Annotated in this window: 9 protein-coding genes; 1 reads left to right on the top strand and 8 read right to left on the bottom strand. The window is 61.7% G+C overall.

The genetic code is table 11. From position 1 onward, the window contains the following. Positions 1 to 35 precede the first annotated feature (35 nt). On the top strand, positions 36 to 2,072 hold the full coding sequence (locus GY33_RS0102515) for a methyl-accepting chemotaxis protein (protein WP_031385822.1): 2,037 nt from the start codon (positions 36 to 38) through the stop codon (positions 2,070 to 2,072). A gap of 172 nt (positions 2,073 to 2,244) precedes the next feature. Here GY33_RS0102515 and GY33_RS0102510 read toward each other — a convergent pair whose 3' ends face one another. The 8 genes from GY33_RS0102510 to hisD form a co-directional block, all read right to left on the bottom strand. Then, positions 2,245 to 2,607 carry a diacylglycerol kinase gene (locus GY33_RS0102510; protein WP_031385821.1) on the bottom strand — a complete coding sequence of 121 codons (363 nt, stop codon included), beginning with the start codon at positions 2,605 to 2,607 and terminating at the stop codon, positions 2,245 to 2,247. 9 nt (positions 2,608 to 2,616) lie between these two features. Further along, positions 2,617 to 4,938: a methyl-accepting chemotaxis protein gene (locus GY33_RS0102505; protein ID WP_051822211.1), complete on the bottom strand. Its 2,322-nt coding sequence runs from the start codon at positions 4,936 to 4,938 to the stop codon at positions 2,617 to 2,619. Positions 4,939 to 5,104: 166 nt separating this feature from the next. Continuing rightward, positions 5,105 to 6,724, bottom strand: a complete 1,620-nt coding sequence (locus GY33_RS0102500) for an ABC transporter ATP-binding protein (RefSeq protein ID WP_031385819.1) — start codon at positions 6,722 to 6,724, stop codon at positions 5,105 to 5,107. 99 nt (positions 6,725 to 6,823) lie between these two features. After that, positions 6,824 to 7,849 carry an ABC transporter permease gene (locus GY33_RS0102495; RefSeq protein ID WP_031385818.1) on the bottom strand — a complete coding sequence of 342 codons (1,026 nt, stop codon included), beginning with the start codon at positions 7,847 to 7,849 and terminating at the stop codon, positions 6,824 to 6,826. A 10-nt stretch (positions 7,850 to 7,859) separates the two neighbouring features. Continuing rightward, on the bottom strand, positions 7,860 to 8,924 hold the full coding sequence (gene lpxK / locus GY33_RS0102490) for a tetraacyldisaccharide 4'-kinase (protein ID WP_084184734.1): 1,065 nt from the start codon (positions 8,922 to 8,924) through the stop codon (positions 7,860 to 7,862). Positions 8,925 to 9,067: 143 nt separating this feature from the next. Continuing rightward, positions 9,068 to 9,832 (bottom strand): enoyl-ACP reductase FabI, encoded by a 765-nt coding sequence (locus GY33_RS0102485; RefSeq protein WP_031385816.1) that lies wholly within the window; start codon positions 9,830 to 9,832, stop codon positions 9,068 to 9,070. A gap of 68 nt (positions 9,833 to 9,900) precedes the next feature. Continuing rightward, the gene (locus GY33_RS0102480; protein WP_031385815.1) at positions 9,901 to 10,800 is read right to left on the bottom strand and encodes a phosphoribosylaminoimidazolesuccinocarboxamide synthase; all 900 of its coding nucleotides are present in this window, start codon (positions 10,798 to 10,800) and stop codon (positions 9,901 to 9,903) included. A gap of 166 nt (positions 10,801 to 10,966) precedes the next feature. Next, a complete protein-coding gene (gene hisD / locus GY33_RS0102475) occupies positions 10,967 to 12,271 on the bottom strand; it encodes a histidinol dehydrogenase (RefSeq protein WP_031385814.1) in 1,305 nt (434 codons plus the stop codon). Position 12,272: the final 1 nt, after the last annotated feature.

The raw sequence follows: 12,272 nt of genomic DNA, 5'->3' as shown, positions 1-12,272 counted from the left end.
GCACATGTTATTCATGATGGAAAAAGGAGAGGAATATGAAGAATATACCAATTGGGATTAAATTGCTCGGAGGCTTTTTGACATTGCTGGTCCTGGTCTGTGGAGGATTGGGGTTTATAGCTTATGACCGCGCTTATCGTGCCGTGGTCGGTCAGGTAGAGGAAAATATTCCGTTAATAGCCCAGGACGCTGCCAAGCTTGTTAGAAGTCGACTGGATTACCATATGTTGGCTTTGGAAGGGGTTGCAAGTCGAAGATTCATTCAGTCAATGGACTGGGACCAGCAACGTCAAGCCATGGAAGAAGATACGAAGAGGTTGAACTACCTTGGGATGGGGATCATCTCTCCAAGTGGCTTGGCTCGTTATCCGGACGGATCCACGGCTGAATTGGGAGACAGGGCTTATTTTCAGCAGGCTATGGCTGGAAATACGACTTTTTCCAATGTAATCATCAGCCGGGTGACCAACCAGCCGGTATTGATCCTGGCCACGCCCATCAGGGGGGAACGAGGACAGGTTCAGGCCGTGCTCATGGCCCGTCTGGATGCCACGCTGCTCAGCGAAATTACGGACGAGATCGGATATGGGACCGCTGGATACGCCTATATCCTCGACGAAAGAGGAGCCTTGATCGCCCACGGCAACCGGCAGTTCGTGCTGGACCAGCGCAACTTCATCGAAGAAGCCAGGACCAATCCGGAGTACGCGCGACTGGCGACCATGCTTCAGCGAATGGTTAGGGGAGAGTCGGGGTTTGATGCGTACCCGTTTATGGGGTTGGACCGGTATTTCGGGTTTGCGCCTATTCCCGGCACGGGCTGGTCCATCGCCGTTGGGGCCATGCGGGACGACGTTATGGCTCCAGTGTTCCAACTGCGTTGGACCGTGGCCATCGCCTCTCTGGTTTTCTTCGGTGTGGGTATCGTCGTTGCACTGCTGGTCAGTCGTAGCATCACCGGCCCCGTAAACCGCCTGATGACGTACGCCGACGCCGTGGCCAAGGGCGACTTGCAAGCCCGGTCCGGCATTGACCAAAAGGATGAGATCGGGCGCTTGAATCTGAGCATTCAGAGCATGGTGCAGTCCTTGATCGAGAAGATGAAGGAGGCTGAGCACCAATCCGAACTGGCCCGACAAGAGACGGAAAAAGCCCAAATCGCCACGCGGGAGGCCGAGGAAGCTCGGGCCCAGGCCGAGACGGCCAAGCGCGACGGTATGCTTGAGGCCGCGACCAATATCGAGGGCGTGGTGGAGCGAATGACCTCCGCTTCGGAGGAATTGTCGGCCCAGGTGGAAGAGGCCAGCCGGGGCGCTGAGGAGCAGAAGAGCCGCACCGGCGAGACGGCCACGGCCATGGAGGAGATGAACGCCACGGTACTGGAAGTGGCCAAGAATGCCTCCCAGGCCGCCGAAGCGTCGGACATGGCCCGGACCAAGGCCGTGGACGGGGCCAAAGTGGTCAGTTCTTCGGTGGAAGCCATCAACACGGTGCAGGCCAAGGCTCAGGAAATGAAGAACAATCTGGATAATCTCGGTCGCCAGGCCGAGCAGATCGGCAAGATCATGACCGTGATCGAGGACATCGCGGACCAGACCAATCTTCTGGCCCTGAACGCGGCCATTGAGGCGGCGCGGGCCGGGGACGCGGGCCGCGGGTTCGCGGTGGTGGCCGACGAGGTGCGCAAGCTGGCTGAGAAGACCATGAACGCCACCAAGGAAGTGGGCGAGGCCATCTCCGCCATTCAGCAGGGCACCCAGGCCAACATCCGAGGCATGGATCAGTCCGTGAGTGCCATTGGGGACGCCACCAGACTGGCCAACCAGTCCGGGGACGCGTTGCGGGAAATCCTGGCCCTGGCCGATCAGGCCGCGGACCAGGTCCGCTCCATCGCCACGGCCGCGGAACAACAGTCAGCCACCAGCGAGGAAATCAACCGCGGGGTGGAGGACATCAACCGCATATCCTCGGAAACCAGCGAGGTCATGAATCAGTCCGCTCAGGCCATTTCCGAACTGGCCAGGCAGGCCGTGGAACTGCAAGAGGTCGTGCAGCGTATGAAACAGGGGTGAGCCAATACCCTGGAGAAGGAACTTGGGACGTTGTCCCCAACGAAGAACCGCGAAACCGGCTTGNNAGCCGGTTTCGCGGTTCTTGTAGATGAAGCGATCTCTCGCCGTTTCCAACAGAGTTATTTGAACTTGATGCGGTCCACTGCGGGCCGAGTGAGACAGGCCGGATGAATCAACTCAGAAGGACCAAGGCCCAGACCACCGGGACAAGGAGCAGGGAGATCAGGACCGCCGCGGAGCCGATGTCCTTGGCTCTGCCGGACAGTTCGTTGTGTTCCATTCCTATCCGGTCCACCACGGCTTCCACGGCGGAATTCAGCAACTCGACGATCAGGACCAGAACCACGCTGCCCACCAACAAGACCCGCTCCACGCCCCCTTCCCCCAGCCACAACGCGGCGGGGATCAGCAGGAGGGCGGCCAGAACCTCCAGCCGAAAAGCCTCCTCGTTGCGCCACGCGCTTTGCAGTCCCTGAACGGAACAGACAAAAGCCTGAGTCAGCCTGGGGATGCCGCGGAGTCCGCTTTTAGCCATGAGGATGCCTCAGCATGAAACCTGCATTTCCTGGATCAGATCCCGCAGGCGGCGGATCTGGTCCGCGAGACCGGCGAGTTCCTGTTCAGCCAAGGCCATGCCCTGGGCGGTTTCCGTGGAAATCCGGCTGATCTCGGACACGGAACGGCTGACCTCCTCGCTGGCCGCGGACTGCTGGTTGCTGGCCGCGGCCATGGCCCCGACCTGGGAGGCATTGCCTTCCACGAGCTCGGCAATCACTTGCAAGGATGCGTCGGAACGGGTGGCCAGCTCGGCGGAAGCCGTGACGTAGTCCGTGGCAGAGCGCACAGCGGAGATGCCGTGGCGGGTTCCGTCCTGGATTGAGGTGATGGATTCCGAGACTTCCTTGGTGGCGGCCATGGTTTTTTCGGCCAGCTTGCGCACCTCGTCGGCCACCACGGCGAATCCGCGTCCCGCGTCTCCGGCCCGGGCCGCCTCAATGGCCGCGTTCAAGGCCAGAAGATTGGTCTGGTCCGCGATGTCCTCGATCACCGTGATTATCCGGCCGATGTTCCGGGCACGTTCGCCCAGAACGTTCATGTCCGCCTGGAGGCTTTGCGTCTGCTGTTGGACCTGGGTGATGGACTCCACGACCTGGTTGACCAGCCCCCGGCCTTCCAGGGCTTGAGATTTTGCCTCATCCGAGTTTTTCGCGGCGCGTCCGGCGTTGGCGGCGATTTCCTGAATCGAGGCGTTCATCTCTTCCATGGCCGTGGCCGTTTCCGCGGAGCGCTGTTCCTGCCGACGGGAGCCGTCGCCCGCCTGGGTCACCTGTTTGGCGATGCGTTCCATCGCGTCGGAGACCTGTTGAGAAATTTCCTGGACCCGGGCCGCCACGCTCTCGATTTGCGTGTTTTTGCCTTTGATCTCGGCCTCCTGCTCTCGGATGGTGGTCAAATCGTAGTACAGGGTCAGGACGCCGGTCAGGTTGCCGTCCCAGTCGTAAATCGGGTTGGCGTTGACGCTCAGGATTTTCTTGCGTCCTTGGACGGATACTTCCATTTCACCCTCCACGCGACGTTTCTCGATGAGCGCCTGGGAGGATCTGGTGCGGCGTCCGGCTTCGCCATGAAAAAACAAACCGGCATCCTGGAATTGATAGTCTTCCGGAGCGCCTTCCTTGGCTAAAATTTCCAGCAACTGATGGTTCGTGTGGGTGATGCGGGATTCGGTGTCCAGGATGAGAAAAGGAAAGTTGGCGGAAATGCTCTTCAGAACACCTTCGGAAAAGCCCAGCTTGTTCTTCAATTCCTGGACCATGGCGGTCAGGTTACCGGCCAGTTCCGCCAGTTCGAATTGAAACCTTCCATCCAGTCGGGCGCCCAGGTCGCCGTGAGTGACCTGGGCGGCGTAGGATTTAATGGAGGTCAGGGGGGTCAGGACGTATCGTCTGAGCATGAGGATGATCAGGCCGGTTAGGAGCAGGGCCATGAACAAGCCGCTGGCGATCAAGGTGTTGCGTTGGCGGCTGGGCACGGTGTTCATCTCCGCGGCTTCGATGACGGTGCAGACCTTCCATTCGTTCATCGGCATGGTGGTCACGGCCATGAACTGGGCTCGATCGTCATGGCTGAAGGAGACCAGGCCTTCCTGGACGTCCATGGCCCGTCCCAGGCCGCTCTCGGCGGCGGAGGTCAGAATACGCCCCGGCTCCCGACCATGGGCCGCCAAGCGTCCGTCGTGGTCCAGAATGGCCGCGAAGCCGGTTTGACCGACGGAAATCGTATCGATGAACTGCCGGGTGAAGTTGTCCCAGCGGGTGGAAACGGATACGCCGCCGGCGACCAGGCCGCTCAGATCTCGAACCACCGCGGCGGCATTCATGGTCGGCGCGACACTTCCCATGGCCATACGCACCCGGTCCTCGACGACCACCCCTTGGCCCGTGAACAACGTTCGCATGAACGGCTCGCCCTTCAGGGACAATCCGGTCAAGTCCCGGTCGTCGGCATTGAAGCCGACGATGACGTCGCCGTTTTCGTCAAACAGCGTCACGGCCCAGATATCCCCGTAGCCGCTCATGAAGTTGGTAATGATCCGGGAGGCGTCCTGGCGAAAATAGTCGGACTGTAGGGCGCTTTCAAAGGCGTTTTGTTCCGCGAGGGAGGCCGTCAGGGAGACGAGGTTGTGGATGTAGTTCTCCAGGACCCGTGAAGTGGAATCGGCGACATTGTGCATGGTCCGGGTCTGTAAGGTGAACGCCATGTCGGAGGTGGACTTGTTGACGTAAATGATCAACGCGCCAATGGACAGCGCCACGGAAAGAGTCACGACCAGGATCAACTGCGTGTTCAGGCTGCGAATGTTCATGCTCAGGCTCGAAGAAAAGGTTGATGGACATTATGGATTGCCATTTCCCATTGCCGATGGGTCAAAATTTGACTTTTGTATACGGCTTTCATTTCGAAGTAAAACCGTGCAGCCTGTTTCACATAAATGTAACATTTTCCGCTGAACAAGCGGATCGCGCGAAAGGTCAGACAGCTGTAGCGGCTTCCAAATCAAAGGCCGCGGCCATCAGCGTGCGGGTGTAGGGGTGCTTGGGCCGGGAGACGACGTCCTCCGCGGGACCCTGTTCGACCACGTGGCCGTGGTGCATAACCAGGATGTCGTGACTCATGGCCCGGACCACCCGGAGGTCGTGGCTGATGAACAGGTAGGCGGTGCGGTGTTCGCGTTGCAGGGTGCGCAGCAGGTCCACGATCTGGGCCTGGACGGACATGTCCAGAGCCGAGGTGGGCTCGTCCAGAACCAGCACGTCCGGTTTGAGGATCATGGCCCGGGCAATGGCGATGCGCTGGCGCTGGCCCCCGGAGAATTCGTGGGGATAGCGGTGGCGGCTGTCCGGGTCCAGGCCGACTTCTTTCAGGGCCGCGGCGATCAGGGCGTCTTGTTCTTGAGGGGTGTGCCCGAGACGGTGCACGGTCAGGCCCTCGCCGATGATCTGGGCGATGGACATCCGCGGATTGAGGCTGCCGAAGGGGTCCTGGAAAACGATCTGCATGGTTCGCCTGAGCGGGCGCAGGGCTCGGGGAGGCAGTTGGTGGATCTCCCGGCCCTGGAAGACGATCCGACCCGTGGAGGCGGTCAGGCGCAGCAGGGCCAGGCCCAGGGTGGTCTTGCCAGAGCCGGACTCCCCGACCACGCCCAGGGTCCGGCCGGGATGCAGCCGCACGTCCACGCCGTTGACGGCCTTGACGTAGCCTTTGGTGCGCTTGAGCAGGCCTTTCTTGATCGGGAACCAGACATTGACCTCCCGCCCGGCGAGCACCGGCTCCGTGGAAGCGGATTCGGCCATAGGGCCGCCCCGGGGCTCGGCTTCCAGGAGACGTTGGGTGTAGGGATGCTCCGGCGCGGTGAAGATCCGCTCCACGGGCCCGGACTCAACGATCCGGCCCTCGCGCATCACGCAGACATCGTCGGCGTTTTTGCGCACGATGTTCAGATCATGGGTGATCAGGAGCATGGCCATGCCCAGACGGCGGCGCAGATCCTTGAGCAGGGCCAGCACCTGGGCCTGGATGGTCACGTCCAGGGCCGTGGTCGGCTCGTCGGCGATGAGCAGGTCCGGGTTGTTGGCCAGGGCCATGGCGATCATCACCCGCTGGCACTGCCCCCCGGAAAGCTGATGCGGCCAGGAGGACAGCTTTTGGCCAGGATCGTCCAGCCCCACCAGCTCCAGGAGCTCCACGGCCCGCGCTCCGGCTTGGTCCGGCGCGAGCTTCCGGTGCAGACGCAGGGTTTCCACGATCTGCTTTTCCACAGTGTGCAGGGGATTGAGTGAGCTGTGCGGCTCCTGAAAAATCATTCCGATCCGCCCCCCGCGCACTCCGCGCAACACTGCTTCCGAAGCCCCCAGCAACTCCTGGCCGTCCAGCAGAATCGACCCGCCGGGATGAAAGGCCTGGGGATAGGGCAAGAGCTGGACCAGAGAAAGGGCCGTGACTGACTTCCCGGAACCGGACTCGCCCACCAGAGCCATGGTCCGTCCCTTGCGCAGCGTGAATCCGACGCTTTGCACGGCGGGAACGATGGTTCCGGATCCGTGGAAGGAGACGGATAGGTCGCTGACGTGGAGCAGGGGGGAGGTGGGCATGGGGAAGTTAGAGGGCTGAGGGCTGAAGGCTGAAGCCTGAAGGTTGCGGGCGGTGGTGAGTGGTGCCGTGTGTGGCTGGGAAATGGATTGGTTTCGTCATCATACTGTCTTTTTCCTGGGATCAAAAGCGTCCCTGGCCGCCTCGCCGATGAAGATCAGCAGGCTGAGCATCACGGCCAGGACCATGAAGGCGGTGATGCCCAGCCAGGGGGCGTGGAGGTTGGCCTTGCCTTGGGCCAACAATTCTCCCAGGGACGGGGAGCCCGGCGGCAGGCCGAAGCCGAGAAAGTCCAGGGAGGTCAACGTGGTGATGGAGCCGTTGAGGATGAAGGGCAGGAAGGTCAGGGTGGCGACCATGGCGTTGGGCAGGATGTGCCGGAACATGATGGTCAGGTTGCCCACGCCCAAGGCCCGGGCCGCCCGGACATAGTCGAAGTTGCGGGTGCGCAAGAATTCAGCCCGGACCACGCCTACCAGGGCCATCCAGGAAAAGAGCAGCATGATCAAGAGCAGCCACCAGAAAGTGGGTTCGATCAGGGCCGAGAGGATGATGATCAGGTAAAGCAGGGGCAGGCCGGACCAGATTTCCATGAAGCGCTGGAAGAGCAGGTCGGTCCAGCCGCCGAAATACCCCTGGACCGCCCCGGCGGCAATGCCGATGATCGTACTGGCCAGGGTCAGGGTCAGACCGAAAAGCACGGAAATCCGGAACCCGTAGATGACCCGGGCCAGCACGTCCCGGCCCTGGTCATCGGTGCCGAGCCAGTTTTCCCAACTGGGTGGGGAAGGGGCTGGCACGTCCAGGCTGAAGTTCACGGTCTGGTGGCTGTAGGCGATGGGCGGCCAGAGCATCCAGCCCTTTTCCCGGATCAGCTCGGCCACGAAGGGGTCGCGGTAGTAGGCCTCGGTGGGGAAGTCCCCGCCAAATGCGGTTTCCGGATAGACCTGGAAAATAGGGAAGAACCACTGAGCGTCGTAGCGGACCACCAGCGGCTTTTCGTTGGCAATGAACTCCGCGCCCAGGGTGACCAGGAACAGGGCCAGAAATATCCACAGCGACCAATAGCCGCGGCGGTTCTTCCGGAAATTGGCCCAGCGGCGTTGATTTAAAGGGCTCAGGCGCATGGGCGGACCATCATGCCGGGATCAGGCGGCGTTCCAGCCAGTCCTCGAAACGGGGTGCGCCGGTGGTGAACGGCGTGAACCGGACCGACATATCCAGGCTCCACCAGTCTTGTCCCTGGTTTTGGGCCTGGTCTTGGGCTAGGACGCTCCGGATTTTGACGGCGTCCTTGGCCGTGCAGACCAGGTGATCCGTGTTCGCGGCCGCGGCCTTTTGGGCCAGTCGGATGACGTCCTTGGCGGAAAAGGGATGGTGATCGGCAAAGGCGTCAAAGCGGACCGGTTTGCGGCCCAAGAAGCCAGTAGCCGTGTGCTCCACGGACAGCGGATCGGCCACGCCGCTGAACAGGGTGTAGCGTCCCTCGGATTGGGAGGGCAGGGCATCCCGGCGTTCCCCGGTGTGGATGTTGGTCAGGCGTAATGGCTCTGGGGCGAAGAAGAAGATTGGCTTTTGGTATGTTCCCAGCCGTCGGACGATCTGCTCCCGGAGGTCGTCCTTCGCCATGTCCAGGTCCGGAAGCTTGATCAGAAAGGCGTCCGCCCGGGACAGGGCGGACGGACCTTCGCGCCAGGGGCCGCTGGGGACGACTCTGTTCCAGTCGGTTTCGAGGTCCTGGAGGGTCAGCAGTGCCAGATTCACGTCCCTGGTCACGGCCATGTGTTGGAATCCGTCGTCCAGCACGAACAGGTCCGGTTGCCATGCGGTCCATGCCAACTTCCCGGCCCGAACGCGCTTGGGGTCCACAACAATTTTGGCTGTTGGATTGGCACGAGCCAGCAGCAGAGGTTCGTCTCCGGCCTCGTGGGGAGAGGCGTCCGGTTCGACGAGGAAAGGGAGGCGAGGGGGATGGGCGCGATAGCCGCGGGTCAGCAGCACGCACTGCTTGTTTTTTTCAGCAGCCCAATCCAGCAGCCAGGAACAGACCGGGGTCTTGCCCGTGCCGCCCCAGCGGATGTTGCCCACGCTGACGCAGGGTTGGGGTGGCCGCCATGCGGGAAAAATGCCTCGGGCGTATGCTGCGGCGCGTAGGGACATCAAGGCGCTGTACAGCGCTGCCGGTGGGGAGAGGAGACGCATTTGCAACAGCTTCGTAAAATTCGGACAAAAATCGTGCTCAGCCGTTTGCGGCGGTGTTTGGAATCGATTTCGATTGCGATTGCGATTTCGATAACGAGCACCACCGCGTCAACACAAGCACGATTTAAGATCGTGGACCGGGATTACATGCCCATGATGTTGTAGCCGGCGTCCACGTAGATGGTTTCTCCAGTGATGCAGGTGGAAAAATCCGAGGCCAGGAACAGGGCCAGGCCGGCGGCGTCTTCCTGGGTCACGTTGCGCTTCAGGGGAGCGCGGTCCTCGACGTGCTTGAAGATCTGCTTCATTCCGGAGATGCCTGAGGAGGCCAGGGTCTTCAGTGGGCCGGAACTGATGGCATTGACCCGGACGCCTCGCGCGCCCATGTCCACGGACAGATAGCGCACGCTGGCCTCCAGGGCCGCCTTGGCCACGCCCATGACGTTGTAGTTCGGGATGACCTTTTCCGCGCCGTAGTAGCTGAGCGCCATGACCGATCCGCCCTCGGACATCTGGGGTTCGAAGGCCTTGCATAGGGTCACCAGGGAGTAGCAGGACACGTCCAGGGCCAGGGCAAAGCCAGCGCGGGAGGTGTCCACGTAGCGTCCGGCCAGGTCGTCCCGGTTGGCGAAGGCCACGGAATGGACCAGGATGTCCACGCCGCCCCATTTCTCGGCGACAATCTGGGCCGCGGAGGCGATTTCCGCATCATTGGTCACGTCGCAGGGAAAAATGAAGTCTCCTCCCAACTCCCTGTTGATCGGCTCAACCCGTTTGTAAATGGCGTCGTTGACGTAGTTCAGGGCAATGGACGCGCCCTGATTTTTGAAGATCTTGGCGATGGCATAGGCGATGCTACGATCGTTGGCCACGCCAAAGATCAGTGCCTTTTTTCCGGATACGAGCATGCGAGTCTCCTTTGATGGTGTTCGCGGGATCGAAAGAGTGTTCAGAGAAAGGTTTTGGGAGGGGGGGATCAGGGAAGTTCCAGGCGTTGGCCGGTGAGCATGGCGTAGGCGTCCAGGTAGCGGTCTCGGGTCTGCTCCACGACGTCCGGGGGCAGGTTCGGGCCGGGTGTCTTCTTGTTCCACCCACTTTTGGTCAGCCAGTCCCGCAGGTACTGTTTGTCAAAGCTGGGCTGGGAGCGGCCCGGGGCATAGCCTTCCTGAGGCCAGAACCGGGAGGAGTCCGGGGTCAGAACCTCGTCGATGAGCAGCAGTTCGTCGCCCACGAGACCGAACTCGAACTTGGTGTCCGCGATGATCAGGCCCAGGCCTTTGGCGTATTCCCGAGCCTGGGAGTAGATGTCCAGGGAAATGCGCTCCACCGCGGCGAACCGCTCCTGTCCCAGGAGTTCCGCGGCCTTGGCCACGGAGATGTTCTCGTCGTGCTCGCCCACTTCCGCCTTGGTGGACGGGGTGAACAGCGGTGGGATCAGTTCCTGGGATTCCTGGAGCCCCCCGGGAAGCCGGTGTCCGCAGACCATGCCGGTGTCCTGGTAGTCCTTCCAGCCGGAGCCCGTTATGTAGCCGCGCACGATACACTCCACCGGCAACGGGGCCGCCTTGCGAACCAGCACGGACCGGCCTTCCAGTTGGTCGGCATAAGGATGCAGCGCCTTGGGAAAATCGGCGATATCGGCGGCCAGAAGATGGTTGGAAACGACGGCGCTCATCCGGTCCATCCAGAACAGGGTGATCTTGTTCAAGACCACGCCCTTGTAGGGGATCGGGTCGGGCAGGACCACGTCAAAGGCGGACATTCGGTCCGTGGTCACGATGAGCAGGGTGTCCGCGGAGACTTCGTAGATGTCTCGAACCTTGCCGCGGGAGAGCAGCTTGACGTCGGGCAGGGAGGATTGGGTCAGTATTTTCATGGTGGTTCCGGGATAGCGGGTGAGATGGTGAGTCGGAAACAGCGTGGCCAAAATGCCGCGGAGGGTTGTCGTTGTTGGTTTCCGCGGCAGGCTCTGCCTCTTGCCTGGTGTGGTATATATCGGATTTGCGAGGGATGCGAAAGAGCCGTGTTGGAAAGCTGATGCCTCAAGCTCGGCGGCATGTCACCGAGCGGGCATGGGCGTCCAGCCCTTCCAGGTTAGCCAGTCGAGCCACGGCCGGGCCGTGTTCGGCGACATACGCGCACGAAGTGGCGATGATGTTGGATTTCTTGATGAAGTTGTCCACGGAAAGGCCGGAAGTGAAGCGAGCCGTGCCCATGGTGGGCAGGACATGATTCGGTCCGGCGAAGTAGTCGCCGATGGGTTCCGGACAGTGGTGGCCCATGAACACGGCCCCGGCGTTGCGGATCAGCCCCAGAAGCCGCCAGGGATCGTCCACGCACAGTTCCAGGTGTTCCGGAGCCAGGAGGTTTATTAACTCCGCGCCGACACGAATGTCGGGCACGAGGATCAGGGCGCCCCAGTCGGCCAGAGATTGCGCGGCGGTTTCCGAGCGCGGGAGTTCCGCCAATTGTCTGGAGAGCGCGACCTTGACGTTGTCCAGGAGCGTCGGGCTGTCGGAGACGAGGATGGAGGCGGCCAGAGGGTCATGTTCAGCCTGGGAGAGCATGTCCGCGGCCAGCCAATCGGGATTGGCGGAAGCGTCGGCCAGGATGGCGATCTCGCTGGGCCCGGCGATCATGTCGATGCCCACCTGGCCCACCAGCAACCGTTTGGCCGTGGTCACGTAGATGTTGCCCGGCCCGGCAATGACGTCCACCGCCGGTACGGTCCGGGTGCCGAAGGCTAACGCGGCTACGGCCCAGGCGCTACCCAGGCGGTAGACCTCGGTGATGCCCAGCAGGGCAGCTGTGGCCAGAATGTAGGCGTCCAGGCTCCCATCGGCCCGGGGCGGGGAAACCGCGGCCACGGCGTCCACCCCGGCCACCTGGGCCGGAACGGCGTTCATGATCAGGCTTGAAATCAGGGGAGTGGTCCCGCCCTGGCCGCCGGGAACATACAGCCCCACCCGCTCCACGGGACGAACCATCTGGCCGAGGATGGTCCCGTCCGGCTTGGTCTGAAACCAGGAGCGCTGGACCTGCTGCTCGTGGAAACTCCGCACGTTGCCAATGGCGGCTTTCAGGATGGCAACGTCCTCCGAAGGAATGGAAGCCAGAGCCGCGGACAGATCGGCCTCTGGAACGCGGATCATGTCCGCCTGAAAGTCGGGGCAGTCGAAGCGGCGGGTGTAGTCGACCAGAGCCTCATCCCCTTGTTCCCGGATCTGGGTCAAGATGTCCCGAACCCGTTGTTCCATGGAGATATCCGGACTCCAGCGTCCCTTGAGCCAATCATTCAAGGCCCGCCAATCGTCCCTGGACGAATAACGCAGTTCACGGCACGGCAAA

It is taken from the genome of Desulfonatronum thiodismutans, from assembly GCF_000717475.1.
In the GTDB taxonomy this organism is placed as follows: domain Bacteria; phylum Desulfobacterota; class Desulfovibrionia; order Desulfovibrionales; family Desulfonatronaceae; genus Desulfonatronum; species Desulfonatronum thiodismutans.
This window is presented reverse-complemented; position numbering and strand designations above follow the sequence as displayed.

What these genes read in the sequence shown, in the direction of transcription:
- GY33_RS0102515 (WP_031385822.1), top strand. Translation starts at nt 36, where the DNA reads ATGAAGAATATACCAATTGGGATTAAATTGCTCGGAGGCTTTTTGACA.
- GY33_RS0102510 (WP_031385821.1), bottom strand. Translation starts at nt 2,607, where the DNA reads ATGGCTAAAAGCGGACTCCGCGGCATCCCCAGGCTGACTCAGGCTTTT.
- GY33_RS0102505 (WP_051822211.1), bottom strand. Translation starts at nt 4,938, where the DNA reads ATGAACATTCGCAGCCTGAACACGCAGTTGATCCTGGTCGTGACTCTT.
- GY33_RS0102500 (WP_031385819.1), bottom strand. Translation starts at nt 6,724, where the DNA reads ATGCCCACCTCCCCCCTGCTCCACGTCAGCGACCTATCCGTCTCCTTC.
- GY33_RS0102495 (WP_031385818.1), bottom strand. Translation starts at nt 7,849, where the DNA reads ATGCGCCTGAGCCCTTTAAATCAACGCCGCTGGGCCAATTTCCGGAAG.
- lpxK (WP_084184734.1), bottom strand. Translation starts at nt 8,924, where the DNA reads ATGCGTCTCCTCTCCCCACCGGCAGCGCTGTACAGCGCCTTGATGTCC.
- GY33_RS0102485 (WP_031385816.1), bottom strand. Translation starts at nt 9,832, where the DNA reads ATGCTCGTATCCGGAAAAAAGGCACTGATCTTTGGCGTGGCCAACGAT.
- GY33_RS0102480 (WP_031385815.1), bottom strand. Translation starts at nt 10,800, where the DNA reads ATGAAAATACTGACCCAATCCTCCCTGCCCGACGTCAAGCTGCTCTCC.